General features: G+C 62.3%; 29 protein-coding genes and 1 pseudogene. 13 read left to right on the top strand and 17 right to left on the bottom strand.

All coding sequences use genetic code 11. The features are described from left to right. Nucleotides 1-276, bottom strand: a pseudogene (locus tag ACFZPT_RS16960) (hypothetical protein); the annotation flags it as partial. 183 nt (nucleotides 277-459) lie between these two features. On the opposite strand from ACFZPT_RS16960, the gene ACFZPT_RS16955 reads away from it, so the two are divergent. Then, the gene (locus ACFZPT_RS16955) at nucleotides 460-1005 is read left to right on the top strand and encodes an acyl-CoA thioesterase (RefSeq protein ID WP_034098377.1); all 546 of its coding nucleotides are present in this window, start codon (nucleotides 460-462) and stop codon (nucleotides 1003-1005) included. Nucleotides 1006-2201: 1196 nt separating this feature from the next. Here the strand turns inward: ACFZPT_RS16955 and ACFZPT_RS16950 are convergent. The 5 genes from ACFZPT_RS16950 to ACFZPT_RS16930 form a co-directional block, all read right to left on the bottom strand. Then, complete coding sequence (locus tag ACFZPT_RS16950; RefSeq protein WP_034114012.1) at nucleotides 2202-2972, bottom strand: energy transducer TonB; 771 nt, start codon at nucleotides 2970-2972, stop codon at nucleotides 2202-2204. Next, the gene (gene tolR, locus ACFZPT_RS16945; protein ID WP_034114013.1) at nucleotides 2969-3415 is read right to left on the bottom strand and encodes a protein TolR; all 447 of its coding nucleotides are present in this window, start codon (nucleotides 3413-3415) and stop codon (nucleotides 2969-2971) included. Before tolR ends, ACFZPT_RS16950 begins: the two co-directional genes overlap by 4 nt. Before the next feature lie 14 nt (nucleotides 3416-3429). After that, a complete protein-coding gene (gene tolQ / locus ACFZPT_RS16940; protein ID WP_034098384.1) occupies nucleotides 3430-4122 on the bottom strand; it encodes a protein TolQ in 693 nt (230 codons plus the stop codon). Between the two features lie 52 nt (nucleotides 4123-4174). Beyond that, nucleotides 4175-6040, bottom strand: coding sequence for a phytase (locus ACFZPT_RS16935; protein ID WP_034114015.1), 1866 nt, complete (start codon nucleotides 6038-6040; stop codon nucleotides 4175-4177). A 129-nt stretch (nucleotides 6041-6169) separates the two neighbouring features. Further along, complete coding sequence (locus tag ACFZPT_RS16930; protein WP_034114017.1) at nucleotides 6170-8683, bottom strand: TonB-dependent receptor; 2514 nt, start codon at nucleotides 8681-8683, stop codon at nucleotides 6170-6172. 547 nt (nucleotides 8684-9230) lie between these two features. Between ACFZPT_RS16930 and ACFZPT_RS16925 the strand changes: the two genes are divergently transcribed. Both ACFZPT_RS16925 and ACFZPT_RS16920 read left to right on the top strand, forming a co-directional pair. Next, on the top strand, nucleotides 9231-10145 hold the full coding sequence (locus tag ACFZPT_RS16925) for a GGDEF domain-containing protein (RefSeq protein WP_034098390.1): 915 nt from the start codon (nucleotides 9231-9233) through the stop codon (nucleotides 10143-10145). Nucleotide 10146: 1 nt separating this feature from the next. Next, complete coding sequence (locus ACFZPT_RS16920; protein WP_034114019.1) at nucleotides 10147-11184, top strand: AraC family transcriptional regulator; 1038 nt, start codon at nucleotides 10147-10149, stop codon at nucleotides 11182-11184. Here ACFZPT_RS16920 and ACFZPT_RS16915 read toward each other — a convergent pair. The 5 genes from ACFZPT_RS16915 to ACFZPT_RS16895 form a co-directional block, all read right to left on the bottom strand. Further along, complete coding sequence (locus tag ACFZPT_RS16915) at nucleotides 11171-12052, bottom strand: LysR family transcriptional regulator (RefSeq protein WP_034098394.1); 882 nt, start codon at nucleotides 12050-12052, stop codon at nucleotides 11171-11173. The two genes, ACFZPT_RS16920 and ACFZPT_RS16915, sit on opposite strands and share 14 nt — an antisense overlap. Nucleotides 12053-12171: 119 nt before the next feature. Continuing rightward, a complete protein-coding gene (gene ycaC, locus ACFZPT_RS16910; RefSeq protein WP_034098396.1) occupies nucleotides 12172-12789 on the bottom strand; it encodes an isochorismate family cysteine hydrolase YcaC in 618 nt (205 codons plus the stop codon). Between the two features lie 23 nt (nucleotides 12790-12812). After that, nucleotides 12813-14651, bottom strand: coding sequence for an amidohydrolase (locus ACFZPT_RS16905; protein ID WP_034138441.1), 1839 nt, complete (start codon nucleotides 14649-14651; stop codon nucleotides 12813-12815). Continuing rightward, nucleotides 14648-15238, bottom strand: a complete 591-nt coding sequence (locus ACFZPT_RS16900) for an antibiotic biosynthesis monooxygenase (protein ID WP_034098399.1) — start codon at nucleotides 15236-15238, stop codon at nucleotides 14648-14650. The genes ACFZPT_RS16905 and ACFZPT_RS16900 overlap by 4 nt, the downstream gene beginning before the upstream one ends. A gap of 96 nt (nucleotides 15239-15334) precedes the next feature. Further along, nucleotides 15335-15922 carry an NUDIX domain-containing protein gene (locus ACFZPT_RS16895; RefSeq protein WP_034098401.1) on the bottom strand — a complete coding sequence of 196 codons (588 nt, stop codon included), beginning with the start codon at nucleotides 15920-15922 and terminating at the stop codon, nucleotides 15335-15337. 141 nt (nucleotides 15923-16063) lie between these two features. Between ACFZPT_RS16895 and ACFZPT_RS16890 the strand changes: the two genes are divergently transcribed. Both ACFZPT_RS16890 and ACFZPT_RS16885 read left to right on the top strand, forming a co-directional pair. Then, nucleotides 16064-16990, top strand: coding sequence for an alpha/beta hydrolase (locus ACFZPT_RS16890; RefSeq protein WP_034114021.1), 927 nt, complete (start codon nucleotides 16064-16066; stop codon nucleotides 16988-16990). 344 nt (nucleotides 16991-17334) lie between these two features. After that, nucleotides 17335-18117, top strand: coding sequence for a DeoR/GlpR family DNA-binding transcription regulator (locus tag ACFZPT_RS16885; protein ID WP_034114022.1), 783 nt, complete (start codon nucleotides 17335-17337; stop codon nucleotides 18115-18117). A gap of 21 nt (nucleotides 18118-18138) precedes the next feature. On the opposite strand, the gene acpP is transcribed toward ACFZPT_RS16885, so the two are convergent. The 4 genes from acpP to ACFZPT_RS16865 form a co-directional block, all read right to left on the bottom strand. Further along, nucleotides 18139-18378 (bottom strand): acyl carrier protein, encoded by a 240-nt coding sequence (acpP, locus tag ACFZPT_RS16880; RefSeq protein ID WP_034114024.1) that lies wholly within the window; start codon nucleotides 18376-18378, stop codon nucleotides 18139-18141. A gap of 10 nt (nucleotides 18379-18388) precedes the next feature. Next, nucleotides 18389-18640, bottom strand: coding sequence for a hypothetical protein (locus ACFZPT_RS16875; protein ID WP_034098407.1), 252 nt, complete (start codon nucleotides 18638-18640; stop codon nucleotides 18389-18391). 120 nt (nucleotides 18641-18760) lie between these two features. Then, nucleotides 18761-19534, bottom strand: coding sequence for a DUF72 domain-containing protein (locus ACFZPT_RS16870; protein WP_052229573.1), 774 nt, complete (start codon nucleotides 19532-19534; stop codon nucleotides 18761-18763). Between the two features lie 16 nt (nucleotides 19535-19550). Further along, nucleotides 19551-19775 (bottom strand): hypothetical protein, encoded by a 225-nt coding sequence (locus ACFZPT_RS16865; RefSeq protein WP_034098408.1) that lies wholly within the window; start codon nucleotides 19773-19775, stop codon nucleotides 19551-19553. A 196-nt stretch (nucleotides 19776-19971) separates the two neighbouring features. Between ACFZPT_RS16865 and ACFZPT_RS16860 the strand changes: the two genes are divergently transcribed. Together ACFZPT_RS16860 and ACFZPT_RS16855 are read left to right on the top strand one after the other, a co-directional pair. Beyond that, complete coding sequence (locus ACFZPT_RS16860) at nucleotides 19972-20475, top strand: DUF4142 domain-containing protein (protein WP_034098409.1); 504 nt, start codon at nucleotides 19972-19974, stop codon at nucleotides 20473-20475. An 81-nt stretch (nucleotides 20476-20556) separates the two neighbouring features. Continuing rightward, nucleotides 20557-21117, top strand: coding sequence for a type 1 glutamine amidotransferase domain-containing protein (locus ACFZPT_RS16855; RefSeq protein WP_034114026.1), 561 nt, complete (start codon nucleotides 20557-20559; stop codon nucleotides 21115-21117). 63 nt (nucleotides 21118-21180) lie between these two features. On the opposite strand, the gene ACFZPT_RS16850 is transcribed toward ACFZPT_RS16855, so the two are convergent. Then, complete coding sequence (locus ACFZPT_RS16850; protein ID WP_034114028.1) at nucleotides 21181-21387, bottom strand: PLD nuclease N-terminal domain-containing protein; 207 nt, start codon at nucleotides 21385-21387, stop codon at nucleotides 21181-21183. A 280-nt stretch (nucleotides 21388-21667) separates the two neighbouring features. Between ACFZPT_RS16850 and ACFZPT_RS16845 the strand changes: the two genes are divergently transcribed. Both ACFZPT_RS16845 and ACFZPT_RS16840 read left to right on the top strand, forming a co-directional pair. Next, nucleotides 21668-22141, top strand: a complete 474-nt coding sequence (locus ACFZPT_RS16845; RefSeq protein WP_034098414.1) for a hemerythrin domain-containing protein — start codon at nucleotides 21668-21670, stop codon at nucleotides 22139-22141. 68 nt (nucleotides 22142-22209) lie between these two features. Then, a complete protein-coding gene (locus ACFZPT_RS16840) occupies nucleotides 22210-22473 on the top strand; it encodes a hypothetical protein (protein ID WP_080758746.1) in 264 nt (87 codons plus the stop codon). Here the strand turns inward: ACFZPT_RS16840 and ACFZPT_RS16835 are convergent. Further along, nucleotides 22462-22671, bottom strand: a complete 210-nt coding sequence (locus ACFZPT_RS16835) for a DUF3079 domain-containing protein (RefSeq protein WP_034114030.1) — start codon at nucleotides 22669-22671, stop codon at nucleotides 22462-22464. The two genes, ACFZPT_RS16840 and ACFZPT_RS16835, sit on opposite strands and share 12 nt — an antisense overlap. A gap of 178 nt (nucleotides 22672-22849) precedes the next feature. On the opposite strand from ACFZPT_RS16835, the gene ACFZPT_RS16830 reads away from it, so the two are divergent. Genes ACFZPT_RS16830 through ACFZPT_RS16815 form a run of 4 tightly spaced genes read left to right on the top strand, consistent with a single transcriptional unit; the run spans nucleotide 22850 to nucleotide 25907 of the window. Continuing rightward, nucleotides 22850-23380 carry an iron transporter gene (locus ACFZPT_RS16830; protein WP_034114031.1) on the top strand — a complete coding sequence of 177 codons (531 nt, stop codon included), beginning with the start codon at nucleotides 22850-22852 and terminating at the stop codon, nucleotides 23378-23380. Further along, complete coding sequence (locus ACFZPT_RS16825; RefSeq protein WP_034098419.1) at nucleotides 23380-23703, top strand: cupredoxin domain-containing protein; 324 nt, start codon at nucleotides 23380-23382, stop codon at nucleotides 23701-23703. Before ACFZPT_RS16830 ends, ACFZPT_RS16825 begins: the two co-directional genes overlap by 1 nt. 15 nt (nucleotides 23704-23718) lie before the next feature. Beyond that, on the top strand, nucleotides 23719-24558 hold the full coding sequence (locus ACFZPT_RS16820) for an FTR1 family protein (protein ID WP_034098421.1): 840 nt from the start codon (nucleotides 23719-23721) through the stop codon (nucleotides 24556-24558). After that, the gene (locus ACFZPT_RS16815) at nucleotides 24555-25907 is read left to right on the top strand and encodes a 4Fe-4S binding protein (protein ID WP_034114034.1); all 1353 of its coding nucleotides are present in this window, start codon (nucleotides 24555-24557) and stop codon (nucleotides 25905-25907) included. The genes ACFZPT_RS16820 and ACFZPT_RS16815 overlap by 4 nt, the downstream gene beginning before the upstream one ends. Nucleotides 25908-26057 lie beyond the last annotated feature (150 nt).

Genomic DNA, 26057 nt, shown 5'->3' with positions numbered 1-26057 from the left:
GCTCTGGCCGAAGGCGGTGCGGATCGTTTGCAGGAACGCGCTCTGGCTGAAGGCGGTGCGGATCGTTTGCAGGAACGTGCTCTGGCCGAAGGCGGTGCGGATCGTTTGCAGGAACGCGCTCTGGCTGAAGGCGGTGCGGATCGTTTGCAGGAACGTGCTCTGGCCGAAGGCGGTGCGGATCGTTTGCAGGAACGCGCTCTGGCTGAAGGCGGTGCGGATCGTTTGCAGGAACGTGCTCTGGCCGAAGGCGGTGCGGATCGTTTGCTGGACAACCACGCTTAACCCCCTCGCTGTTTGCGAGGCACCCCAAACCGGCCTGATCAGCCGGTTTTTTTTCGTCTGGAGTTGCGCTCAATTCACCCAATTGCACGATTTGCCTGAAATCAGTCATTTGCGGACCTACCCCAGCCCTCGTCTGCTTATTAAAGTGCCGCTTTTGATCAAGGCTCGGATGGACTGATGAATCTGTGGTTTCGCTTGCTGTATATGTTGTGCCGTCGCCCGTGGCGCACACCTGCCCATGGCCTGGCCACCACGGTGGTGCGGATGCGCGTCTGGCCTCTGGACCTGGACATCAACCGGCATGTCACCAATGGTCGTTATTTCACCCTGGCGGACGTAGCGCGCATGGACTTCGTGCTACGCACCGGCGCCTTTCGCGTCGCCCTGCGGCATAAGGCATTGCCGATCGTGGGCGATACCTGGGGCAAATTCCGTCGCGAATTGAAACTGTTCGAAGCGTTCGAAGTGCACACCCGCATGCTCGGCTGGGACCATAAGTGGAGCCTGATGGAACATCGTTTCGTCAGTCGCGGCCGCGTGGTTGGGGTGGTGGTAATGCGTGGGCTATTCCGCTCGGCCAAAGGCACCTTGCCGCCGAGTGAGTTTGTTCGGGAACTGGGGCTGGAAGAAGCTTCGCCACCGATGCCGCAGTGGCTGCAGGACTGGGCACACAGCTGCGACGAGATGAGCGCGCAACTGCGTACTGAAGAGCAAATCGCCTAGGCATATTTTCGTGACAGGAACGCCGTCAAACCTGTGGGAGGGGGCTTGCCCCCGATGGGGCCTGCTCAGTCGATACCTGCGCTGCTGACCCACTGCTATCGGGGGCAAGCCCCCTCCCACCTTGGTTACCGCTGGTCTTTGGATGGATGTAAAACCGGGCGACCGAGCCGGGGGCCACTGTGCTCAAGTCAACGCCGTCAAACCTGTGGGAGGGGCTTGCCCCCGATGGGGCCTGCTCAGTCGATACCTGTGTTGCTGACCCACTGTTGTCGGGGGCAAGCCCCCTCCCACCCTGGTTACCGCTGGCCTTTGGATGGGTGTAAAACCTGGCGACCGAGCCGGGGACCACTGTGCTCAAGTCAACGCCTGTCAAACCTGTGGGAGGGGGCTTGCTCCCGATGGGGCCTGCTCAGTCGATACCTGCGCTGCTGACCCTCTGCTATCGGGGGCAAGCCCCCTCCCACCTTGGTTACCGCTGGCCTTTGGATGGATGTAAAACCGGGCGACCGAGCCGGGGACCACTGTGCTCAAGTCAACGCCTGTCAAACCTGTGGGAGGGGGCTTGCCCCCGATGGGGCCTGCTCAGTCGATACCTGTGTTGCTGACCCACCGCTATCGGGGGCAAGCCCCCTCCCACCCTGGTTACCGCTGGTCTTTGGATGGGTGTAAAACCTGACGACCGAGCCGGGGGCCACTGTGCTCAAGTCAACGCCGTCAAACCTGTGGGAGGGGGCTTACCCCCGATGGGGCCTGCTCAGTCGATACCTGGGTTGCTGACCCACCGCCATCGGGGGCAAGCCCTCTCCCACTCTGGTTACCGCTGGCCTTTGGATGGGTGTAAAACCTGGCTACCGAGCCGGGGCCCACTGTGCTCAAGTCAACGCCGTCAAACCTGTGGGAGGGGCTTGCCCCCGATGGGGCCTGCTCAGTCGATACCTGTGTTGCTGACCCACTGCTATCGGGGGCAAGCCCCCTCCCACCCTGGTTACCGCTGGCCTTTGGATGGATGTAAAACCGGGCGACCGAGCCGGGGACCAGTGTGCTCAACTCAACGACGTCAAACCTGTGGAGGGGGCTTGCCCCCCGATGGGGCCTGCTCAGTCGATACCTGGGTTGCTGACCCACCGCCATCGGGGGCAAGCCCCCTCCCACCTTGGGTTACTGCTGGTCTTAGGACTGGCGCAAGGCCCGGTCGGTCATTTGATGCGGTAGTGAAAGGTATTGCGCACCGCCGGCACGGCCACGGCCTTGCCATCAACGATCCTCGGCTGGTAGCGGAAGGTGTTGGCCGCCGCCAACGATGGGCGGATAAACAACGGGTGGCAGCCGTCCAGTACTTTGGGGTTTTCCACGCGGCCCTGGGGGTTGACGGTGTATTCCACCGAACAGTCGCCCTCGATGTTTTTGTCCAGGGCCCGTTCGGGGTATTCCGGGGCTTCCTTGCTCAATGGCATGTATTGGCGGCTGTCGAACGCCGGAGCCGAAGCAGGTACGGCGGCGCGGGCTGTTTCGGCGGCCTGGCGTTGTTGGGCCTGGCGTTGCTGTTCCTGTTCACGCTCGCGCTGTTCGCTGGCCAGGCGCTGCTGTTGTTGCTGCTCTGCTTTCTTTTCTTCGACACGCTTGCGCGCCAGGGCGGCTTTTTCGAGCTTTTGTGCTTGCACACGAGGATCGACTGCGGGTTTGACCGGCGTTGGCAGTACCACCGGTTCCGGCGCTGGCGGCGTCACCGCAACCGGTTCGGGGGCCGGTACTGGGACCGGCGCCGGGGGCAGCATCACCAGTTGGGTGTGCATCACGCTCGGGGCCTCCGGCGTGGGCGGTTGTGGCGCCCAGCCCAGCATCAACAGCGCCAGCACAATCACATGCAAGGCCACCGCCAAACCGGCGGCCAGGCTGTTGCGCCAAAAGCCCGAAGGCGCCGCGGAGGCCATCGGCAAGGTGGGACTGTGCATGATCATCGCCGTCATTGCGGGGCCTCGGTCACCAGCCCCAGGTTGCTGACACCGCCCTTTTGCAACACCGCCATGGCAGCCACCACGCGGCCATACCCGGCATTGTCATCGGCGCGGATATACACCTGGGTGTCACTGCGCGCCGCCACCACCTGCGCGACCTTGGCGCCCATTTCTTCCAGGCTCACCGCGCTGTCGGTCTGGTGCTGGGTGTCCAGTTCCTCGCCGAGGTTCCAGTAGTAACCGCCGTCGGCCTGCACCGACAAGGTGAGGATTTGCTGGCGGGTGTCGGTGGCCAGCGCCTCGGCGGCAACCTTGGGCAGTTCGATCTTCACGCCCTGGGTCAGCATCGGCGCGGTGACCATAAAGATCACCAGCAGCACCAGCATCACGTCGATATACGGCACCACGTTCATTTCGGCCTTGGGCCCGTGCTTGCGTTGTGGCCTGACTAACATGGGAGTACTCCTGCTCAGGCGGCCGCGGCCAGGTTGATCGGCGTACCGCGCAGGGTGCGATGCAACCGCACTTGCAGCTCGTTGCCAAAGGCGTAATAGCGGGTGAGCAAGGTCTGGCTGCGCGCCGAAAAGCGGTTATACGCAATCACCGCCGGTATCGCCGCAAACAGGCCGATGGCCGTGGCGATCAACGCTTCAGCGATGCCCGGCGCCACCGTGGACAATGTGGCCTGTTGCACCTGGGACAAGCCGAGGAACGAATTCATGATGCCCCACACGGTGCCGAACAAACCGATATACGGGCTCACCGAACCCACGGTGGCAAGGAACTGCAAACCTTTTTCCAGCTCGATTTCCTGCGCGGTGATCGCCACCTGCAAGGCCCGCTCCACCCCTTCGAGCACCGCCGGATCATGGCTATGCAGGTGCTGGTATTCCTGGACCCCGGCGATGAAGATTGGCGCCACTCCACCCTCGCCCGCCTGCAGGGTGTCGCGGTACAGCCCGTGCAAATCCGGCGCCGCACGAAAGCGTTGCACAAAGCCGTTCAACTGCCGCTCCAGACGCCGCAGCACCGTGCCGCGCTGAATAATCAGGTACCAGCTGCACAACGAGGCCAGCAGCAAAGTGACCATCACCGCCTTGACCAACAGGCTGGCGTCGCTGATCAAGCCCCAGATCGTCATATGTTCCATCGTCGCGTGCATGGTGAATGTCCTCTATCCGTTTAACGTGCAGTGATTAAAAAGTCATGACAGCTCAAGGCAACTTCAACGTGCGGGTCACATCGGCCCAGGGCACGAACTTGAAGTTCTGGGTTTGCTCAGGCATGCGTTTGCGCCCGTCCTGCACCACCAGCAGGCCTTGGTTCCACGGCCCGCCGAGGTTGACGGCGGTAACTTCCAGGCCATCGGTTTCCGATGCACCGTCGATACCGGCAGCGGCGTTCAGCCCGACCCGGAAAGCCCCGCGACTGGCGAACGGCGGCTCGGCATCCAGCACCAGGTAGCTGTCATTGCCCTGGCTGGAGATCACCAGGTAGTCATGCTGTGCACTCTGGTACAGCGCCAGGCCCTCGACGTCCGCGTGCAATTGTTCGCCGACCTTGATCACGCTGGTCAGGGTCGCCGGTTGATCGGCACGGGCATCCACCGCCCACACGCCCACGTCTTCTTCGCCGATAAACAGGCGCTGGCGCTGGTCGTCGGCGACGCAGCCTTCAGGCTGGCTGTCGACCTTGAACTGGCGCACCAGCTCACCCTGCACGCGCCCGTCCGGGGCGCTGAGGCGGTATTGCAGGAAGGTGCCGTCCTTGCCGTTGGCGATCGCATAAATGTCGCCGCCGGCGGGCTGGAACAGGCACATGCCGTAGATCTCCTTGAGCGGCGTCGGCACTTCACCAGCCTCGCGCAACTCGCCGGTCTGCCGGTCGATGCTGAACAGGCTCAGGCTGTTGCGATCGCGATTGCTTGCCACGGCCAGGTCCACCGTCTGCTGGCCAAGCTTGAAACCCGGGCGCACGTCGACGTTGTTCAAACGCCCCACCGCCAGCTCTTGCAGCAGCTTGCCGTCGAGGTCGTAGACCAGCAGGCCCTGTTTTTTGTTGGTGCCGAGCACGCGGCTCTGCCCAGGGTGCTCGGGGTGAACCCAGATCGCCGGGTCATCCGCCGCGTCGCCCTGACGCCCCACCGGCTCGCTCTGGCGCAGCGCGGCGACCTCCGGCAGCACCGGCGCGACCGGCACGGGTTTGGCCTGCCAGTCGAGGGTGCCTTGGTACAGTTGGCCGTTGTCGTCGTCGCGTACCAGCAATTGCCGACCGTTGATTGCCAGTTGCTCCGGCTCCTTGAGGCCGGGCAGACCCAGGCTCGGTTGCTCTACCCAGCGCGCGCCGGAGGACTGAAACAGGTGCAACTGCGCGGTTTTCGGGTCCAGGGCGACCATCCCCCCCGGTACCAGTGCCATGGCACCGGCTTCACGCTTGGGATCATCGAACAGCGCCACCGGCGTGCGTTTCACCGCGGCTTCGGGATGCGCCGGGTAGGCCCACCACCCGACGTTTTCTTCGTTCACCACCAGTTGCTGCGTGGCGTCGTCCACCTGGCAGAACTGCGCCGACGGCGGCAACGGCACCCCACGCACACGGCTGGCTTCAGCGAGCAGCGTCGAGCCATTGCCTACCAGCCATTGCTCGCCCTTGCCCTCCTCCCCGACCAGGAACACAAACAGGTTGGCCGCCGCGTCGCGGTACAGGCACAGACCGTTTACCGGAAAGTCGCGGGGCGGCAGGTACAGCGGCTGGCCCCAGGTTTTAGCGGCGGTATCGAGGTTGATCAGCAGTGCCTGCTGGCGGTCGTTGTCGAGGCTGGCGACCACTGCGTGGGGGCCAGTGGCGCGTGTATCGAGGCTGCTGAAGTGACCGTTGAAACGCGCCAGTTCGGCGCCCTTGCTGTCGAGCAATTGCAGACCGTCACGCGGGCTGGCGGTGAGGCGCGTCTGACCGTCGGGCAGGATGGCCACGGCTTCGGCCCTCAGGCTGGGGCCCCAGGGCGTCAGGGCCAGATCAGCGGCGAAGACGTGGCCGCTGGTGGCCAGGGCGATCAGCAGATACAGCTTGGAAATTCTCATGAACGAACAGATCCTTCGGAAAAATGCAGAACGCTGTGGGCTTGGGGGCTTCAGTGGGTCAGCTACTGATGCGTCAATTGCCAGGCCCTCATCGGGGGCAAGCCCCCTCCCACATTGGAATTGAGTGAGTTAGAAATGCGTGAAGGTCAGGCCCACTTTGTAGGTGGGGCCGTACTCTTCGTACTGGCCGTTGTAGCTGCGGTGGCCGGTGTAGACGAAGTACGACTCATCGGTAAGGTTCTGGGCCTCGAAGCTGACTTGCAGGTTCTTGCTCAGTGAATAGCGCGCGCTGAAGTCGACGAAAGTCTGCGCGTCCACATGCAGGTCATGGGCCTTGTCGTTGATCGACGCCAACTCATACAGGTAAGCCGATTTGTAGTTGGCCGACAGGCGCAGGCTGAGCTTATCGTCTTCCCAACCAAGCATCAGGTTGCCGACGGTATCCGACTGGCTGGGCAGGCTGATGTTGCGCTTGCGGTGAGTGCCACTGGCAGCGTCGAAGCCTTCGATGTCCGCGCTGGAGCGGCTGAATGTGCTGTTGGCGCCCACCAGCAGGCCGTTCCACGGCGCCGGCAGCCAATCGAATTTCTGCGAGTAAGCCAGCTCCAGGCCATACAGCTTGGCGCTGTCGCCATTGGCGTAGGTGTGGGCCTCGGCGAAGTTGGTCCAGGCCCCGCTGCCGGCCAGGTCGGTGTTGTAGACGAAGTTCTGGATGTCCTTGTAGAACACAAACGCCGAGACGGTACCGGCACGCCCCATGAAATGCTCGATGCCCAGGTCCAGGTTGCTTGATTCCAACGGCTTGAGGTCCGGGTTGCCGAAGGTGGCCTCGTCATCGTCAATCACAAAACCCGGCGCCAGTTGGCCGAAGGTCGGGCGCACCACGGATTTGGTCCAGGCCGCACGCACCTGGGTGTTCTTGTCGATCTGATAGCGCGCGTGCAGGCCCGGCAGCCAATGATGGTAGCGGCGCCGGGTGTCGGTGGCGGTGAACTGACCGTCGGTGGCGCCGGTGCCCTTGGCTTCGAACTCGGTGCCTTCGTAACGCAGGCCGGCGATAAAGCGCCAGTCGTCGATATCGATCGTGTTCATCAGGTAACCGGCGTTGATGTCTTCACGCATAGTGAAGTCGTTGACCCGGGATTCGGTCTCGTCATAGAAGTCCGCACGGTTGAGGCCGCCGATCAACTGCTTGATGCCGCTGGCGCTGATGCCAGGGCCGTAGTTGCCCAGGCGATAGTCGACGTTGCCTTTTTGAAATTGCGTCAGGCTGAGCTGCTGGTCGGTGAAGCCCAGGCTGTCGAAATCCTTGTAGACCCAGGCTTCCAGGTCGTTGTCCTTGTTGCGCCGGCTGACCTTGCCGCCGAATTTGACCTGGGACGCATAGCCGCTCAGGTCGTAGTCGCGGGCCAGGTCCAGGCGCAGGTTTTTCTCGGTGTCTTTGGTGTTCTGTTTTTCCCAGTCGACTTTGTCGAGGGTGAAGTTGGCCGGGTCGTAGAAGGCGCTGCCGATGATCGGGCGCGGTTTGTCTTTGTCATAGAAACCGCTGTTGGCGAAGTCACCGCCGTCGAAGGTGGCGCCGGCAATATGCGCGGGGCTGTCTTCGCTGGACTGGCTGTAACCGGCCTGGCCACTGAGGGTCCACAGGCCGAGCATGCGTTCGCCGCCGAACACGTAGGACTGAATCTCCTGGGTCTCTTCGCGGTTCTTAAGCTTGCGCTTGCCCTCGGCCTCGCCCAACTGGCCGGGTGCCTGCGGGTCGGCGAATTCCAGGCTGGTGGAGTTGCGGGTCTCGGTGTCCGTGTAGCGGCTGTACAGGGTGCGCAGGTAGTAGCTGCTCAGGTCATCGGGTTTGTAGTCGAAGTTCAGGCCACCGCCGGCGCGTTCGCGGCTGATGTCGTAGTCGCGCTGTTCGAACTCGTTGAGCCTGGCACCGTCGGTGAAGTCCCAGGCGCCGCCGGTCTCGACGTTGTCCGAGCCGAAGTCGCGCTTCTGCCAGCTCAGCGCCGCGGCCACGCCGAAGTTGTCGATACCATCGCCGAGGCTGAAGCGGTTACTGGCGGCCCCGGAGAATTTGGGGCTGGTCTGGCGAGTGTTCTTGTCGTAGCTGGCTTCGCTGCTGCCGGTGTAGAACAGGCCTTTGTGATCGAAGGCCGACAGGCTTTGCACATCGACGGTGCCGCCCAGGGAGTTGGCGTCCATGTCCGGGGTGAGGGTCTTGATCACCGACAGTGACTGCACCAGCTCCGACGGCAACACGTCCAGGGCCACGGCGCGGCGTGCGCTTTCCGGGGCGGGCACCAGGGTGCCGTTGATGGTCACGCTATTGAGGTCCGGGCCCAGGCCGCGCACGCTGACGAAACGCCCTTCGCCCTGGTCGCGTTCCACACTGATGCCCGGCAGACGTTGCGCCGCTTCGGCGACGTTCTCATCCGGCAACTGCGCCACGCCGTCGGCATGCACCACGCTCTTGATGCTGTCGGCGCTGCGCTGCTCCTTGAGCGCCTGGCTGATCGCGGCGGCCTGGCCGACCACGTCGACATGCTCGGTGGTGGCCGCGTCGGCCGCATAGAGCCGCTCGCTGGCTATCGCCAGGGCCAAGGCGGTAAGCGTGAAGCTGACGAGCCCGGTGCGCTTGTACATGCAATCCTCCCCAAGAATCCGTTCGACGCCAGGCAAAAGGCCCGGCAACTGGGAGGGCACGCTAGGGGTGGGGGATGACGGTTCTGTGACAGCGATCGGCGTAAAGCCCTGTAAACCGCGGCTTTCAGCCATATGCTGAGATGAAATGAGCTGATATGACCTGCAAATCTCCCCTGTGGGAGGGGGCTTGCCCCCGATGGCTGTTTAGCAGCCAACAGATATGCCAGCTATCCCACCGCCATGAAGGGCATAGGTATCTACATAGCAGGAGAAAATGAGGTTGTTGTGGTGAGCAGGCTTGCCTGCGCTGGGCTGCGAAGCGGCCCCCAATCCACGCGATGTGGTTTTAGCTGATACACCGAGGCGCCTGGGTTTGGGGCCGCTTCGCAGCCCAGCGCGGGGCAAGCCCGCTCACCACAACAAGCCCACTTTTTGTGGCGCGGCGTGTTTGAGGTGAGCTGATTCGACCTGTCCCCGCTGTCATCCAACCGTCACATCCATCTGCTGTGCTGGCGCCCTTCGCTTCTTTGCCCAAGGACTCGCGGCCATGTTCTCCGTGCTCAAACCCCACCGCTGGAAACTCGCCCTGCTGCTGATTGCCGCCAATCTGGGGCTGATCCTGCACTTGGCCTGTGGCGAGCTCAAAAGCGTCAGCGAATGGGAGTGGCTGGATATCGTCGGCGAAGGCGGTTCGGCACTGCTGGCGCTGGTGTGGCTGGGGCTGGTGCTCAAGAGCCGCCCCGCCGGGCGCGTGACCAACTATCTGGTGCTGGGCCTGGCGTGCATCTTTTTTTCCTGGTGGATCGACAGCCTGGATGAATTTATCCGCTTGCCCGACAGCATCACCTGGGACCACTGGCTGGAGTCCGGCCCGATGCCGGTGGGCATGATCCTGCTGACCCTCGGCATCTACCACTGGCACCGCGAGCAACTGGCGATCAGCGCGCAAATGGAGAAACGCGAGCGGGTGTTTCGCGAACATCGCTTGTTCGACAAGCTCACGCCCCTGGGCGGTGCCGACTACCTCAAGCGGCAATTGGCCGAGAGCCTCCAGGACAGCCGCGAGCAGGCCCAACCGCTGTCGCTGCTGGCCCTGGATCTGGACAACTTCGCCGCCATCAACCAGGCCTATGGGCATGCCGAAGGCGATGCGGTGCTGCAAGCCCTCAGCCAGTTGCTGTTGCTCAACCTGCGCCGCCAGGACTTGCTGTGCCGCCTGGCCGGCGACCGCTTTGTGGTGCTGCTGCCCAACACCGGCGAGCGCCAGGCCAAAGACATCGCGCTGGAATTGCAGCAAGCGGTGCGTGGCCTGGCCCACAAGACCCGGCAACAAGGCGAGCGCCTGCAATTGGCGGCCTCCACAGCGGTGGTGATGGCTCTGGACGAACCGCCCCACGACCTGCTCAAACGCCTCAACCTGGCGTTGGCCAAGGCCAAGCAGCCCCTGGCGAAAAGTGCCTGACATGGCCATCAACACCCGCTGGTATGAAAGCGACTGCCGCTTTATCCCTGGGCACTATCAACCCGCCACGCTGATCGACCTGGCACTGTCGCGGGGCATCGACAGCCATCGCTTGCTGCGCGGCACCGGGCTTTTCCACGAGGACATCCTGGCCGGCAACGCGCGCCTGAGCCCGCAGCAGTTTCTGGGTTTGATCGGTAACAGCCGCAAGTTGCTCGACGCCGACGACAGCAGCTTTCTGTTCGGCCAACGCCTATTGCCCGGCTACTACGGCGCCGCCAGCCATGCCCTGGGCCATGCGCAAAACCTGCACCAGGCGCTGGAGGTGCTGATCCAATTGCAGGTGTTGCTCAGCCCGCTGGTGGCGCTGCATCTGGAGTTGGACGAGCACCACGCCTACCTGTATTGGCAGGACAGTTGCGGGGCCGGCGAGCACTGGCGCTTCCTGCTCGAAGCCAGCATGACTTCGCTGGTTGCCATGAGCCAATGGCTCAGCGGCGAGCGCCTGCCCTGGGCGTGCAGCTTCAGCCATGCCGAGCCGCGTTATGTCGAGCAGTACTGGGTAAACCTTGGTGAAAATACGCGCTTCGCGCGCCCTTTGGACATGCTGTGCATCCCCCGCCAATACCTGACACATGCCTGGCCCGGCGCCTCGGCCACTGCCGCTCAAGTCGCGCGTCAACAGGCCCATGCACAGATCGACCAGCTCGGCTTTGCCGACAGTTTTCTCGACTGCCTCTACGATTACCTGCGCGATCAGGTGCGCCAGCCGCCCAACCTGGAACAGGCGGCGCAGGCGTTCGCCATGAGCCCGGCGACCCTCAAGCGCAAACTGCACAAACACGACACCGGTTTCCAGGAACAGGTCGACCGCGTGCGCAAGCAGGTGGCGTTGCACCTGTATCAGGTCAAGGGTTATAGCAACGATGAGGTGGCGGCCTACCTGAACTTCAACGACGCAGCCAACTTTCGCCGCGCCTTCAAACGCTGGACCGGCAGCACACCGAACCTGATCCGTCAGTTGTTCAACAGCCGCTAGCCAGGCGCTCGCGCAAAAACTCCACCAGCGCCTGCACTGGCCGTGAGCTTTGGCGGTGCTGGGGATACACCGCCGACAAAGTCAGCGCCTCGGGGGCGAACTCATCGAGCACCGTGACCAGGCGCCCGTCCTGCAGGGCATCGCCGACGATAAAGGTGGGCAGGTAGGTAACGCCCAGCCCGGCAATCGCGGTGTCGCGCAGCAAGTCGCCGTTGTTCACGCGCATGCGCCCGCTGACGTTCAGCGCCTGCACCTTGCCCTTGAAGCGCCATTGCACCTGGCGGCCGTGGCCGTACGGCAGGCAGTCGTGGTCGGTCAGGTCCTCGGGTTTCTGCGGCGTGCCGCGCAACGCCAGGTAGTCGGGGCTGGCGCAGTAGACCCGCGCGATGCTGGCGATGCGGCGCGCGATCAACGTGGAATCTTCCAGGGTGCCGATACGCAGCACCAGGTCGTAGCCCTCGCCGATCAAGTCCACGGGGCGGTCGCTGAGGTCGACCTCCACCGTCACCTGCGGATAGCGTTGCAGAAATAACGGCAGCAGACAGCCCAGGTGGGCGATGGCAAACGACAGCGGTGCACTGAGGCGGATGGTGCCGCGCGGCTCGCTGTTCTGCCCGGCAATGCCCTGCTCCACCTGCTCGACTTCACCGAGCAGACGCAACGCGGATTCGTAATAACTCTGCCCCAGGGGCGTGACATCCAACCGACGCGTGGAGCGATTGAGCAAGCGCACGCCCAGGCGGTCTTCCAGTTGGATCAAGCGGCGGCTAACGAACTGCTTGGACAGGCCCAGCTGTTCGGCGGCAGCGGTGAAACTGCCGGACTCCATGACCTGGCAGAACAGGCGCATGTCTTCGAAGGGGTTCATTGTCGCTTCTCGGTGGACATTTGCAGGGCTTTATAACCGGATGATCGCAACACCACAAATCAAATGTGGGAGGGGGCAAGCCCCCTCCCACATCGATGACCTACAGGCGTGAGAACCGGTTACTTGGCGGTGAACGCCGAGTAGCTGTTCATCAGGTTGCGGTAGTTGGGGATACGCGGCGACAGCAGGTTGGCCAGGCCTTCCATGTCGTTGCGCCAGTCCACTTGCAGCTCGCAGGCCACGGCGAACCAGTTGACCAGTTGCGCGCCGGCGGCGGTCATGCGTGCCCACGCGGCTTGTTGCACGGTTTCGTTGAAGGTGCCGGACGCGTCGGTGACCACGAACACCTCAAAGCCTTCGGCCAGAGCGCACAGGGTAGGGAACGCTACGCACACGTCCGTCACCACACCGGCAATGATGATCTGCTTGCGGCCGGTGGCCTTGACCGCTTTGACAAAGTCTTCGTTATCCCAGGCGTTGATCTGGCCAGGCCGGGCGATGTACGGCGCGTCCGGGAACATGGCCTTGAGCTCCGGCACCAACGGGCCGTTAGGGCCGCTTTCGAAGCTGGTGGTGAGGATGGTCGGCAAGTTGAAGAATTTGGCGACATCGGCCAGGGCCAGCACGTTGTTCTTGAACTCGTTGGGGGAGAAATCCTGTACCAGGGAAATCAGGCCGGTCTGGTGATCCACCAACAGCACCACTGCGTCATCTTTGTTCAAGCGCTTGTACGTCATGGGGTTAACTCCTTGGGTTGGGATTAAAAGGCAAAGCACGAGCAGCCGAACGCGCCCCAGAAACCCTGGAAGTCGCTGACCGGCACGCTGGAAAGGCGCGCTTTTTCATGGCTGTGGGCATGCACGCCGCACGGGCCGCTGCATTGGTGAACCTGGGCCTGCAACGGTGAGCTGGGGCGCCAGTGCCCTGGCACCTTGACCACCGGCGACCAGTCCGGCAGCACCGGCACGCGCGGCGGTGCGTAGTCTTCGAAGTCGCCGGCGCCGTACACCACTTTGCCGCCGACCACGGTCAGCACCGATTCGATCCACTTGATGGCCTCTTCATCGACGCTGAAAAAATCCGCCGACAGCGCGGCGACGTCCGCCAATTGGCCGACTTTGATCTGGCCCTTCTTGCCCTGCTCCGAAGAGAACCAGGCGCTGCCATGGGTGAACAATTCCAGCGCGGTAAGGCGCGGCAGGCCCTCGGCATGCAGTTCCAGACCGCCGACAGTGCGGCCGCTGACCATCCAGTACAACGAGGTCCAGGGGTTGTAGCTCGAAACGCGGGTGGCGTCGGTGCCGGCGCCGACCGGCACGCCTTCGGCCAGCATGCGTTTGATCGGCGGCGTGGCTTCGGCGGCTTTGGCACCGTAGCGCTCGACGAAATATTCGCCTTGGAACGCCATGCGGTCCTGGATCGCAATACCACCGCCCAGGGCGCGTACGCGCTCGATGTTTTTCGGGGTGATAGTTTCGGCGTGGTCGAAGAACCACGGCAGGCCGTTGAAGGGAATATCCCGATTGACCTTCTCGAACACGTCGAGCATGCGCGAGATCGATTCGTCGTAGGTGGCATGCAAGCGGAACGGCCAGCGCTGCTCCACCAGGTGACGCACCACCGGTTCCAGTTCCTGTTCCATGGTCAGCGGCAGGTCGGGGCGCGGTTCGAGGAAGTCTTCGAAGTCGGCGGCGGAGAACACCAGCATTTCACCGGCGCCGTTGTGGCGCAGGTAGTCGTCGCCCTGGTGCAGGGTGACGCTGCCGGTCCAGTTCTTGAAGTCGCTGAGTTCTTCCTTGGGCTTTTGGGTGAACAGGTTGTAGGCGATGCGCACCGTCAACTGTTGGTCCTTGGCCAGTTGCTCGATCACTGCGTAGTCATCGGGATAGTTCTGGAAACCGCCGCCGGCATCGATGGCGCTGGTCAGGCCCAGGCGATTGAGTTCGCGCATGAACTGGCGAGTCGAATTGACCTGGTATTCCAACGGCAGTTTCGGGCCTTTGGCCAGGGTCGAATACAGGATCATCGCATTGGGCCGCGCCACCAGCATGCCGGTGGGGTTGCCATTGCTGTCGCGCACGATCTCGCCACCCGGCGGGTTCGGCGTGTCCTTGGTGTAGCCGGCCACGCGCAGAGCCGCGCGGTTAAGCAAGGCGCGGTCGTACAGGTGCAGCACGAACACCGGGGTATCCGGCGCGGCCTGGTTGAGTTCCTCCAGGGTCGGCATGCGCTTTTCGGCGAACTGGAATTCGTTCCAGCCACCGACCACACGCACCCACTGCGGTGTCGGGGTGCGGTCGGCCTGGTCCTTGAGCATGCGCAAGGCATCGGCCAAGGACGGCACGCCTTCCCAGCGCAGTTCGAGGTTGTAGTTCAGGCCGCCACGAATCAGGTGCAGGTGCGAGTCGTTGAGACCCGGGATAACCGTGCGGCCCTTGAGGTCGATGACCTGGGTCGCGCTGCCACGCAGGGCCATCGCTTCAGCGTCGGTGCCAACGGCAACGAAGCGGCCCTGGTGGATGGCGACGGCGGTCGCACGCGGGTTTTCACGGTCCACGGTGTGGAACTGGCCATTGAACAGGATCAGATCGGCGTTCATAGGGTTTCCTTTACAGAGGCTTCAAGCCAGGGAGCGAACAGGCGCGTGGCGGCCGGCATCATCACGTAGACCACCAGCACCACGATGGTCACGGTGACCAGGAACGTGGACACCACGTAGTTAGAGAGCAAGGGATGCAGGCGCAGCAGCGGGCCCCAGATAATCGGCACCAGCAGGGTCAGCGGCAGGATCACGCACAGCGACACCACCGCCTGCTTCCAGCGCGGCGGCGGCGCGCTGCCGTCGGCCAGGGGGGTGAACCAGAATTCGTTGACGGCGCCGATTTCGGTCTGGTCGCCATCGGCGAGCATCGGCGCGGCTTCGTCGATCAGGGCCTTGCGTTGGGGCGATTCGAGCCAGTGTTGCAGGTCGTCGGTGGAGCGGTAGCGCAGCACGCAGGTAAACAGCGCCAGGCCGTCCTGCTTGCCGCGCACCACGTCGACGCCCAGGTGCCCGGGCCGTTCGCCGGCAATGCGCACGATGCGCCGCAGCCAGGCTTCGTAGTCGGCCTCAAGGCCGGATTTGATGCGGTGTTTGACCACCAGGGTGACGACTTCGTCGGCCCCTGTCTTGGCGGCTGGATCCATGGCGTGCCCTCTGCTTCCCACTATCAGCGATGAGGGAAGTGTGCCGTGGACCCGCCAAGGAAAATTGCATGTACGTGCTGTGTGGATGGGACGGGCTTACCAGCCTTCTTTCAACATCCGCAGTTCCAGATGCTGCAACAGCATGATGGTCTTGCCATCCACGATCTCGCCACTTTGCACCATCGCCAAGGCTTGTTCGAAACCCAGCTCCAGCACTTCGATGTCTTCGCCCTCTTCTTCCAGGCCACCGCCGCTGCCAACCTGATCGGCCGGCTGGTATTGGCCGATAAAGAAGTGAATTCGCTCGGTCACCGAGCCGGGGCTCATGAATGCCGCGTAGATTTTCTCGACGTGCCCGACGCGATAACCGGTCTCTTCTTCGGCTTCCAGGCGAATGCGTTCTTCGGGGCTGGCGTTGTCGAGCAGACCGGCCGCCGCTTCGATCAGGTAGCCGTGGTAGTCGTTGACGAACGTGGGCATGCGGAACTGGCGAATCAGCAACACCGTGCGTTGCGCGCGGTTGTACAACAGGATGGTGGCGCCATTGCCACGGTCGTACACCTCACGGGTCTGGGCCTGCCAGCTACCGTCGCGGCGGCGCAGGTCGAAGCTGTATTTCTTGAGGTTGTACCAGTTGTCCGAAAGGGTCTCTTCGGCGGTGATGCGTACGGGGCTGCTGTCCATGGTCGGGCCTTTGCTCAAAGGAGCAGGAGCATGTCGCGCAGAGAGCGACAGCGTCAAGCCACACAACGGTGGTCGAAATAATTCCTGCCGGCGCGGGGCTTCTGGTAAAAACCCTGCTTCACCTTTTGACCTGGAACGTTCATGTCGTCTCGTTTGCTGTCTCGCCTGGGCCTGCGCTGGTTTCCCCTGCTGTGCATGGCGTTGTTGATCGTGGGTCTGCCGGTGGGATGCAGCATCTTGCAGCACAAAGAGCGCGAGCTGGTGTTTCGCATCGAGCCGGGCACCGCCAGTTGGTACAGCGGCCTGCCCAAGGCGGTGCAGGAATTCGAACTCAAGCCGGCCAGCTTCAAAGCCGGGCAGAACATCCATGCATGGTGGTACCCGGCGGCCAGCAAGGATGCGCCGGCGATCCTCTACCTGCATGGCGTGCGCTGGAACCTGACCGGGCAACTGTTTCGCATCGAGCAACTGCATGCCCTGGGCTTTTCGGTGCTGGCCATCGACTACCGGGGCTTCGGCAAAAGTCACGGCGACTTGCCGTCGGAAACCACGGTATACGAAGACGCGCGCATCGCCTGGGAGCGCTTTCAGGTGCTGCAACCCGACCCACAAAAACGCCTGATCTACGGGCATTCCCTCGGCGGCGCGGTGGCCATCGACCTGGCGGCGGAACTGGGTCAGCAATCGCCGGTGCCGGTGCGTGGCCTGGTGATCGAATCCACCTTTACTTCCCTTGCCGATGTGGCCACAGCGGTGGCTAACACCTCGTTGCCGGTGCGCTGGCTGCTGTCGCAGAAATTCGATTCCATCGATAAGATCGCCGATATCCGCATGCCGCTGCTGGTGGTGCATGGCCTGGACGACCGCTACGTTCCGCCGCGTTTCAGCCAGCAATTGTTTGCCGCTGCCCAAGAGCCCAAACGCTTGTTGCTGGTGCCCGGTGCCAGCCACAACAACAGCATGAGCCTGGCCGGTCGCACGTATCGCCAGGCACTCGATCAACTGATGCAATCTAAGGTTCAGACGCAAGCCATCACACACTCCACAAGCCGCGACGGCGACTCGTAAAACGCTTTTCGGCACTGGTTTCGAGCGGGCCTGTCAAGCGCAAACCCTGGCCATGCTGGGCCAAACCTTAAGTTGATCAAATATTGATCTTGGGCGAAATCACCAACCCCGCCGGGGCCCGGCAAAGTTATCCACAGAGATACCCACGGTTTTCGTGGACAACTCTTTTTATTTTTTTACGATTTTTTGTGCGGCGGGTCGCGCCTTGAATGGGCGCCGCCGCTAAACCGCCCCGATTCCACACAGCGGCTTCGGGGCGGTCAAACGAGAGGGTGAAAGTCAAGTATTGCGTTCAACAGGGCTGGCGATTAATCTCGCATAAACCCGCAAAAAAGCGCACAAACATGCAAAACACCCACACCGCCATCGACCTCCCCTCGTTACGCAAACAAAAGATCCTGTTGCTGCTGGAGCGCGACGGCAAAGTCACCGCAGCCGAACTGGTCGAACACTTTGCGGTGTCCCCGGACACCATCCGCCGCGACCTCGGCGAACTGGCCGCCGCCGGCCTATTGCAGCGTGTACACGGTGGCGCCCTGCCCCGGCCTAAAGACACCGGTAAGGATTTTTTTACCCGGGTCGGTGAGACCGATGCGGTCAAGCGGCACCTGGCCCAACTGGCCGCCGAACGCGTCGAGGACGGGCAGATCGTGATGTTCGATTCCGGCTCCACCACGCTGCAGATCGCCCGCTCACTGCCGCTGTCGCTCCGCCTTACGGTGGTGACGGCATCGCCGATGATTGCCATCGCCCTGGCGGACCACCCGGACGTCAAGGTGATCCTCGCCGGCGGCCAACTCAACCCGGCCACCCTCTCCACCCACGGCCACGACACCGTGCGCTTGATCCAAAGCATCAAGGCCGATCTGCTGTTTACCGGGGTCTGCGCGCTGCACCCACAGGTGGGCATGACGTCGCTGCATTTCGATGAAGTGGCGGTCAAGCAAGCGTTGCTCGACAGCGCCTCCCAGGTGGTGGCGGTGACCATGGCCGACAAACTCGGCGCCGTGGAGCCCTTCGTGGTGGCGCCGTGCAGCCGAATCCACAGCCTGATCACCGAGTGGCATGCGCCGGATATCGCGGCGTATGAACAGTTGGGGCTGGAAGTGCTGCGGGTGGATGTTTAGCCACCGCAGCGTGTGTTTGCCCTATGACTTTGCGTGCGCCGTCGCGTAATCAATGGCCAATTGGACGTGGGTGATTTTTTCGGCCTCCTCGTCCGGAATTTCAATCTCGAACTCGTCTTCCAGGGCCATCACCAGTTCCACCGTATCCAAGGAATCGGCGCCCAAATCGTCCACGAAAGAACTCTCGTTCTTGATGTCGGCTTCAGCAACACCTAGCTGTTCGGCGACGATTTTCTTCACTCGCTGTTCGATGTCACTCATTTGAATATCCTCACTTGGTGACCTTGGAGCCGAGCGTTTCATTGGGCGCCAGCACACCGGTGGCATGCAGCAAGTTGTTCACGGCATGCAGCACACCGAGGTCTTCAAGGGTCGCAGTTTTGTTCAGGATCCGCCGCAGACAGGCATAGATTTTCAGCTCGCCGAAGGCCGCGTCGTCATAGCGCACCCGCTCGTTGAGGATGATGTTGGCTTTTTGGTCGATCTTGATTTGGAGGAACTTCTTCAATTCGGATTTAGTCATGGCCGCTCTCCCGGCTGGGCATGTGTACGCCTTTGACTATATCCATCGGATACAAAGCGGCTACTGTCAGATCTGACAGGTGTATAGATCGATTGGCAATGAACCCAAGCCATTCACCCGTTAGAGCGTGCTAAACCCCGCCAGCTGCTGCTCCAGCAGGTACAGCGCGTCGTCCAGCGCCCGGCCGCTGGCGGTGTTGTCGAAGATGCACCAGGTGGGGATGCCTTGCTCGACGGACTGCAGCAACTGCCGGGCATACGCCTGCACCCGTTCGGGGCCATAGGCGCTGTGGTAAATGCGCGGGGAGCCGTGCAGGCGCCAATAGCGCACGCCGTGCCAGCCGGCGGGCAGGTGGCCGCCCTCAATTGCGGAAGGGTCGGCGGCGACCCGGCCGATATGCAAATCCTGCAACAACCCTTCAGCCTCAAGCCAACTGACATGCCGCGGTTCCAGCACCACGGCGCCCAGATAGCGTTGGCGCAAGGCGCGGAAAAACACCGCAGCGGTCACTGGCTCGTACGCTAATGACGGAGGCAATTGCACCAGCAGGCAGCCTAGGGAGTCGCCCAATCGCTGACACTGCGCTAGAAACTCATCCAGCGCGGTTTCGCAGTGCGCCAGTCGCAACTCATGGGTGATGAGCTTGGGCATTTTCACTGAGAACCGAAAAGTCGACGGTACCGACTGTGCCCAGCGCGCGTAGGTCGCGGGCAAGTGAGCGCGGTAAAACGAACTGTTGATTTCCACCGCATTGAAGCGCGAGGCATAGCGCTGCAAATGCGTGCCCTCTGCGTCGAATGCCGGCCAGTGTTCGCGCGGCAGGCTCCAGCCTGCGCAACCGATGTACAAGGGTGCGGCCCAAACAGCAGCCGCGCGGCCGGCGTCGTCAGCCATGGCTTGAATGCTCCGCTCAGTGGCTCAATTTGCGCTCGGCCTTGGCGGCTTGTTCGTTGATCGCATCGGTCTGGCGCTCGGTGTCTTTGATCGAGGTGGGAGTGAGCACCTTGTCAACGGTTTCGGTGTTGGGGTTCGGGCGCTCCAGGGTCTGGCCTTTGACAGGATTGTCGGTGCCTTTTTGCGCCTCTTCGGAGCTGACGGGGGTGGGGGTTTTATCGGCGCTCTTGTGCTCGGTCACGGGGCATTCTCCTAGTAATTGACGCGCCGCCATCACACGGCGGGCTCATTCAGCAGAGCCTTGGGCTTTTCGATAGTTCAAGGAATTTGCCGCGGCCACCGCTGGCGAAAAAAGCACAAAAAAATTTAAACCTTTTGCCCCAGTGCCGGCTCAACACCCAGGTAGCGACATCACGTCATTCACAAGGAGAGACACCATGACTACCAAGCTGATGAAACAAATGGGCCTGACTTTCGCACTGGTTGCCGGTTCGATGTCCGCAGCCTTCGCGGCCACCTCCAACGACTTCGTAGATAAGGCCGCACAGAGCGGCATCACCGAAGTCGAGGCCGGCAAACTGGCCCTGCAAAAAAGCAGCTCGGCCGACGTGAAAACCTTCGCCCAGCACATGGTCGATGACCACACCAAAGCCAACCAGGAACTGATGGCCCTGGCCAAGAAGCATGATCTGGAAGTGCCGGACGACGCCGCACTGATGGACAAGGCCAAGAAAGCCATCCTGGAAATGCGCGATGAGTCCTTCGACAAGGCCTATGCCAACAACCAGGTCAACGCCCACGAAGAAGCCGTGGAACTGTTCAAGAAAGAGTCGACCTCTTCGGACAACGCCGAGCTGAAAGCTTTCGCCACCGAGAAGCTGCCGACCCTGGAAAAACACCTGCAAATGGCCAAAGAGCTGCAAAGCAAGTACGCCAAGTAATTCGCCCGATCGCGCCCCTGCGTCAGATGACGCGGGGGCATTCGTGACGCCAACAACCCTTCGCACAGGAGACACTCGATCATGAGCACCCACCTCAACGGTAAGCACATCCTGATCATCACCTCCAATACCGGTATCGAACGCGACGAACTGGTCAAGCCGCTGGAAGCGTTGCGCGGTTTCGGCGCCAATGTGACCCATGCGTCCAGCAAGGGCGGCACCACCCAGACGTTCGTGGGCGACACCGAAAAAGACAAGACCGTGGAATCCGATGTGCAACTGTCGGACGTGGTCGGCAGCGACTTCGATGCCCTGGTGATTCCCGGCGGCACCGTCAACGCCGACACCCTACGCCAGGACGCGGCGGCGCTGCGCCTGATCAAAGAATTCGCTGATGCCGGCAAAACTATCGCCGCGATCTGCCACGGCCCATGGGCCTTGATCGACGCAGGCGTGATCAAAGGCAAGACCCTCACCTCCTACAAGAGCGTACGAATCGACCTGGAAAATGCCGGTGCCGCCGGTTGGGTGGATGAGCCGGTCAAGCAATGCCAGGCCAATGGCTGGACCTTGATCACCTCGCGCACGCCGGACGATCTGCCAGCGTTCAATGACGCGATTGCCAAGGCCCTCGCCGGCTGATCCGCGAGCCCGTAAACAAAACAGGCGCCCCGAGGGGCGCCTGTTTGCTGTCTGAGCCATGCCTCAGTGTTTACCTTGCTCCGGCATCTCGCGCTTGGGCCCGAACATCGCCCAGGAAATCAGCCCCAGCAGCGGCACAAAGATCAGGATGATCAGCCACAACCCCTTGGTCTCCCAGCCACTGGTGCTGCGCAGTACGGCGTTAATCGCCCACAGTTCCAATAGAAGTACAACCACCGCCAACCCGATCCAGACATATTCTAATTGCATGTTTCACCTCCTGAGGTCTAAGGCTTAGGTCAACCCATTGCGCTCAGGGTTCCATCGGATTTGCGCAAGTGTCGCAAACAGCCTGCCCAAGGCCGGCTTAATGCAATGTGGTGGATAGGCAACCATGCAAGCTGCACGACATCAGCATTCACATAAATCCAATAAGTTATTGATATTTAAATTATTTATTTATAACCAAGAGTTGGTACGGCGGATGCAACACCCCATAGGACGAGGCGCGCACTTCGACGTGCCCGAACCCTATCCGTGAGGTTTCACCATGAATGCCATCGACCTGCTCAAAGCCGACCATGAACGCGTCAAGACACTGCTGACCCAACTGAGCGAATCCACCGAGCGCGGCGTTAAAAAGCGCACTGAGCTGCTGGCCAAGCTCGAAATGGAAATTACCCTGCACACCAAGCTTGAAGAAGAGATTCTCTACCCGGCCTTCCGCAAAGCCGGTGGCAAAGAGCAGGACATCATGTACCACGAAGCCAAGGAAGAGCACCGCACCGTCGACAGCCTGGTTCTGCCCGACCTGAAGAAGACCGAGCCGTCCAGCACTGAGTTTTCCGGACGCGTCAAAGTGGTCAAGGAACTGCTGGAGCACCACATCGAAGAAGAGGAAACCGAAATGTTCCCCCAAGCCCGCAAGCTGCTGGGCAAGGCACAACTGGAAGAACTCGGTGCCGAAATGGAGGCCATGAAGGCCGCGTATAAAAAAACCATGGCCAAGCCGATGGCGGCTTAACAGCTGGCCGGACCACGGGCACGCTCCGGCTGCCCGGGGTTTGTGCAATGACATAAGGGGATTGCGTCATGAAGACCACCACGTCCCGAAGGATCGTACTTACCGCTTGCCTGACGGCGCTGCTGGCTGGGCCTGCCTTTGCGGCATTCGGCGATAACAGCGGTGCCGCAGGTTCCGCACTGCCGCCGGGTACTTACCCCAGCAGCCCTTCAGACAGCAGCCAGAAAACCGACAACAGCACGCAGAAACAACAGCCCGCGAAAAAAGCCCCCAAACCCAAACCCGCTAAACCCTCCAAAGAGCGCAAAGACACACCTCGATCAGGCAGCTGATGGCTTATCCACGGGGGGTGGCTGTGTAGTCACGCCCCAATCACCATGCTCGTACCAGTCGTCGCCGAGCATCTCGGCGGGGTGCATGGTGCGATCGGCACCGTTGCCACAGGCCAAATCAGTGGCGGCGCAGTAACGGTCGCAGCCCCAGCAGATTCGCTCAGGGTGCTTAGGGTGCAACGGAAACGGCTTGGCCATGACGAGTTCCTTATCAACGCGCGGTAGCCTCACCGTAACGCGTGAAGTGCCGGCTGACCTTGACCGGCATCAAGCCTGGCCAAGATGAAATATCCTCGAAACTTGACAAGAATCATTATTATCTGCGCCGCACCTTCCTAGACTCGGGCCCTCTCCCCTCACCCGTCAGGAAGTCTTCATGCGAACCCTCTCTCTGCTGCCGCTGGCCCTGCTGCTGTCCACCTCTGCCGCACTGGCCAAGGAATACCCGATTGGCGAACCGCAACACTGCCCGGGGTTGGAAATTGGCGCCGTGTACCTGCAACCGATTGAAATGGCGCCTACCGGCATGATGCGCGCCACCGTCGACTCCGACGTGCATTTGGAGGCCGATGTGCGCGCCACGGCGGACAACGCCCAAGGCTTTCAGGAAGGCAGTTTCGTGCCATACCTGAACCTATCTTTCACCTTGAAAAAGCAAGGCAGCGACACGCCGATCAGCGGCGACTTCCACGCCATGGTTGCCAATGACGGCCCGCACTACGGCGATAACGTCAAGCTACAAGGCCCCGGCAAATACACCCTCACCTTCAGCGTGCTGCCGCCCACCGGCCCTCATTCGTTGGGTCGCCACACCGACAAGGAAACCGGGGTTGCGCCGTGGTTCGAGCGTTGCGAAGTGCACTACGAATTCGTCTACGCCGGCATCGGCAAGAAAGGCGGTTATTGATGCGCCGCGCCTTGCTGCTGGGTGGCCTGCTGCTCGGCGGCGCGGCCGCCGCGGCGCCGTTGCCCACCTATGAGTTGAGCTTGCGCGATGGGCACTTCACGCCGTCGCAACTGGTGGTCAAGGCCGGTGAGCGCTTCAAGATCGTGCTCACCAATGCCGGCCAGGGCCCGGCCGAATTCGAAAGCACGCCGTTGCGCGTGGAGAAGGTGTTATCGCCCGGCGTCACCACCTTTGTGGTGATCCACCCGCTCAAACCCGGCGAATACCCGTTCTTCGACGAGTTCAACCCACAGCTGCCCGAAGGCAGCCTCCTCGCTCAATAACCGCCGGAGCCGTTGATGAATCAAGCGATGTTCATTGTGTGGCGCGAAAGCGTCGAAGCGCTGTTGGTGATCGGCATCCTGCAAGCCTGGATCAGCCAGCAGGCCGGTCGCTCGCGCCTGGCACGCTTTCTGTGGGCCGGGGTGCTGCTCGGTCTGTTGTGCTCGGCGGGCCTGGCCGGGTTGATGCTGTGGGCCGCAGAAACCATGACCGGCGCCGAAGGCGAATGGCTGCAAGCCCTGCTGACCTTGGTCGCCAGCGCTCTGATGGTGCAGATGGTGTTCTGGATGCATCGCCACGGCCCCACCCTTCGCCACAGCCTGTTACGCGACGCCGACCATCGCCTGGCACGCCAGGGCGGCTGGGGCTTGTTGCTGCTGGCGTTGCTGGCGGTGAGCCGCGAGGGCAGCGAAACCGTAGTGTTCCTGTATGGCGCCGGCGCGCGTTTGCACGACACGGCCCTGAGCCTGTTCGCCATTGGCGGCGTGCTCGGCCTGGTGCTGGCCGGTCTCACGGTGCTGCTGTTGCGCAGCAGCCGCCGCGTACTGTCGTGGGCGCACTTTTTCGCCCTCAGCGAAGCCTTGCTGTTGTTACTGGGCGGCGCGTTGCTGGTGGCTGCCGTGGACCGTATCAGCGGGCAGCTGCTGGCGATGGACCTGCCGGATTGGGTCTACACGGCCTTCGGTGAGAGCCGCTGGGACAGCAGCGCACTGCTCAGCGACAGCCATGGCGTGGGCGCCCTGCTCGCCGATTTCGCCGGCTACCGCGCCGCGCCCAGCCTGATCACCCTGGTGGCGCTGCTCGGCTACTGGCTGTGGGTGAGCCACGGCCTGCGCCGGTCGCGGCACGCGGCATGAGTTGGCTGGCCCGTCTGGGCGATGGCATGCGCCGCCATGCCCGGCTGATCCGTGCGCTGCAATGGGCGGTGGTCGTGGTCTACGCGCTGCTGCTGGTGGTGCCGGCGCTGCTGCCGCTGCCTGACACTCAGGCGCACCTGGTGAACAACCTGACCCTGCTGGCGCAATTTATGTTCTGGGGCGTGTGGTGGCCGTTCGTGTTGATGTCGATGGTGCTGTTCGGGCGCCTGTGGTGCGGCGTGCTGTGCCCGGAAGGCGCTCTAAGCGAATGGGCCAGCCAGCACGGACGCGGCCTGGGCATTCCGCGCTGGCTGCGCTGGGGCGGCTGGCCCACCGTGGGCTTTTGCCTGACCACCCTGTATGGGCAATTGATCAGCGTGTACGACTACGCCCAGGCGGCGCTGCTGATCCTCGGCGGCTCCACCGTAGCGGCCGTCGTGGTGGGCCTTTTGTTCGTGCGCGGCAAGCGTGTGTGGTGCCGCTACCTGTGCCCGGTGAGCGGCGTCTTCGCCCTGCTCGCGCGCCTGGCGCCGGTGCGCTTTGCAGTGGACGAGCAACGCTGGAAGGCCAACACCGCGCCGCGCCTGCCCCTGCCCAACTGCGCGCCGCTGCTGGACATCCGCCGCCTGCAAGGCGCCAGCGAGTGCCACGCCTGCGGGCGCTGCAGTGGGCAACGCGGCGCCGTGCAACTGATCGCCCGCTCGTGCAACGAGGAAATCCTCCAGGCCCGTCATCAAACTGCCTCGGTATGGGACGCGCGCCTGCTGCTGTTCGGCGTGATCGGCCTGGCCATGGGTGCGTTTCAATGGACCGTCAGCCCGTGGTTTATCGCCCTCAAACAACACCTGGCCGAATGGCTGGTGGTACACGATTGGCTATGGCCGCTGCAAGACACCGCGCCATGGTGGCTGCTGACCCACTACCCGCAGCTCAACGACAGTTTCAGTTGGCTGGATGGGATGTGCATCGTGCTGTACCTGGGCGCCAGCTCACTGCTGCTGGGTGGCGCATGCTGGGTGCTGATGAAATTCAGCGCACGTGTTGCGGGCGACCGCGCACTGTTTCGGCCCCTTGCCCTGACACTGACGCCACTCGGTGGTGCGGGGTTGTTTCTCGGCTTATCGGCGACCACGGTGAAGTTATTGCGCTACGAAGGGCTGGTGTTGGCCTGGGTGCAAACGGCGCGCGGGGCCCTGTTGGTGGCGGCTGTTGGATGGTGTGTCTGGTTGGGATGGCGGCAACTGAGCGGCCTACCGCGCAAGGCACGAATGGCGGCATGGATGGGTGTCTTGACGGCTGCCGGCATGGTCGCAGGCGCATGGTGGTTACAGTTCTGGGGCTGGGCTTGACCGCGACTTGCCTGATGCAAGGCGGTCCATTGTGGGAAAATGACGGCGGGTCAGCAACAGATGCGTCGACTGACACTGAAGTGCGCCCCAAAAGTTGGACACCTATCCAACTCTTGGGGCTTTTTCATGAGCAAGTACACGACGCAGTTC

It is taken from the genome of Pseudomonas sp. MD330_10 (assembly GCF_042610415.1).
Taxonomy (GTDB): domain Bacteria; phylum Pseudomonadota; class Gammaproteobacteria; order Pseudomonadales; family Pseudomonadaceae; genus Aquipseudomonas; species Aquipseudomonas rhodesiae.
Note: the sequence above shows the minus strand (reverse complement) of the source record. Positions and strands in the feature narration are given on the sequence as shown.

What these genes read in the sequence shown, in the direction of transcription:
- ACFZPT_RS16875 (WP_034098407.1), bottom strand. Translation starts at nt 18,640, where the DNA reads ATGACTAAATCCGAATTGAAGAAGTTCCTCCAAATCAAGATCGACCAA.
- ACFZPT_RS16925 (WP_034098390.1), top strand. Translation starts at nt 9,231, where the DNA reads ATGTTCTCCGTGCTCAAACCCCACCGCTGGAAACTCGCCCTGCTGCTG.
- ACFZPT_RS16950 (WP_034114012.1), bottom strand. Translation starts at nt 2,972, where the DNA reads ATGACGGCGATGATCATGCACAGTCCCACCTTGCCGATGGCCTCCGCG.
- ACFZPT_RS16890 (WP_034114021.1), top strand. Translation starts at nt 16,064, where the DNA reads ATGTCGTCTCGTTTGCTGTCTCGCCTGGGCCTGCGCTGGTTTCCCCTG.
- ACFZPT_RS16905 (WP_034138441.1), bottom strand. Translation starts at nt 14,651, where the DNA reads ATGAACGCCGATCTGATCCTGTTCAATGGCCAGTTCCACACCGTGGAC.
- ACFZPT_RS16825 (WP_034098419.1), top strand. Translation starts at nt 23,380, where the DNA reads ATGCGCCGCGCCTTGCTGCTGGGTGGCCTGCTGCTCGGCGGCGCGGCC.
- ACFZPT_RS16860 (WP_034098409.1), top strand. Translation starts at nt 19,972, where the DNA reads ATGACTACCAAGCTGATGAAACAAATGGGCCTGACTTTCGCACTGGTT.
- ACFZPT_RS16955 (WP_034098377.1), top strand. Translation starts at nt 460, where the DNA reads ATGAATCTGTGGTTTCGCTTGCTGTATATGTTGTGCCGTCGCCCGTGG.
- acpP (WP_034114024.1), bottom strand. Translation starts at nt 18,378, where the DNA reads ATGAGTGACATCGAACAGCGAGTGAAGAAAATCGTCGCCGAACAGCTA.
- tolQ (WP_034098384.1), bottom strand. Translation starts at nt 4,122, where the DNA reads ATGCACGCGACGATGGAACATATGACGATCTGGGGCTTGATCAGCGAC.
- ACFZPT_RS16840 (WP_080758746.1), top strand. Translation starts at nt 22,210, where the DNA reads ATGAAGACCACCACGTCCCGAAGGATCGTACTTACCGCTTGCCTGACG.
- ACFZPT_RS16935 (WP_034114015.1), bottom strand. Translation starts at nt 6,040, where the DNA reads ATGAGAATTTCCAAGCTGTATCTGCTGATCGCCCTGGCCACCAGCGGC.
- tolR (WP_034114013.1), bottom strand. Translation starts at nt 3,415, where the DNA reads ATGTTAGTCAGGCCACAACGCAAGCACGGGCCCAAGGCCGAAATGAAC.
- ACFZPT_RS16815 (WP_034114034.1), top strand. Translation starts at nt 24,555, where the DNA reads ATGAGTTGGCTGGCCCGTCTGGGCGATGGCATGCGCCGCCATGCCCGG.
- ycaC (WP_034098396.1), bottom strand. Translation starts at nt 12,789, where the DNA reads ATGACGTACAAGCGCTTGAACAAAGATGACGCAGTGGTGCTGTTGGTG.
- ACFZPT_RS16835 (WP_034114030.1), bottom strand. Translation starts at nt 22,671, where the DNA reads ATGGCCAAGCCGTTTCCGTTGCACCCTAAGCACCCTGAGCGAATCTGC.
- ACFZPT_RS16895 (WP_034098401.1), bottom strand. Translation starts at nt 15,922, where the DNA reads ATGGACAGCAGCCCCGTACGCATCACCGCCGAAGAGACCCTTTCGGAC.
- ACFZPT_RS16870 (WP_052229573.1), bottom strand. Translation starts at nt 19,534, where the DNA reads ATGGCTGACGACGCCGGCCGCGCGGCTGCTGTTTGGGCCGCACCCTTG.
- ACFZPT_RS16920 (WP_034114019.1), top strand. Translation starts at nt 10,147, where the DNA reads ATGGCCATCAACACCCGCTGGTATGAAAGCGACTGCCGCTTTATCCCT.
- ACFZPT_RS16830 (WP_034114031.1), top strand. Translation starts at nt 22,850, where the DNA reads ATGCGAACCCTCTCTCTGCTGCCGCTGGCCCTGCTGCTGTCCACCTCT.
- ACFZPT_RS16855 (WP_034114026.1), top strand. Translation starts at nt 20,557, where the DNA reads ATGAGCACCCACCTCAACGGTAAGCACATCCTGATCATCACCTCCAAT.
- ACFZPT_RS16930 (WP_034114017.1), bottom strand. Translation starts at nt 8,683, where the DNA reads ATGTACAAGCGCACCGGGCTCGTCAGCTTCACGCTTACCGCCTTGGCC.
- ACFZPT_RS16885 (WP_034114022.1), top strand. Translation starts at nt 17,335, where the DNA reads ATGCAAAACACCCACACCGCCATCGACCTCCCCTCGTTACGCAAACAA.
- ACFZPT_RS16820 (WP_034098421.1), top strand. Translation starts at nt 23,719, where the DNA reads ATGAATCAAGCGATGTTCATTGTGTGGCGCGAAAGCGTCGAAGCGCTG.
- ACFZPT_RS16900 (WP_034098399.1), bottom strand. Translation starts at nt 15,238, where the DNA reads ATGGATCCAGCCGCCAAGACAGGGGCCGACGAAGTCGTCACCCTGGTG.
- ACFZPT_RS16915 (WP_034098394.1), bottom strand. Translation starts at nt 12,052, where the DNA reads ATGAACCCCTTCGAAGACATGCGCCTGTTCTGCCAGGTCATGGAGTCC.
- ACFZPT_RS16850 (WP_034114028.1), bottom strand. Translation starts at nt 21,387, where the DNA reads ATGCAATTAGAATATGTCTGGATCGGGTTGGCGGTGGTTGTACTTCTA.
- ACFZPT_RS16845 (WP_034098414.1), top strand. Translation starts at nt 21,668, where the DNA reads ATGAATGCCATCGACCTGCTCAAAGCCGACCATGAACGCGTCAAGACA.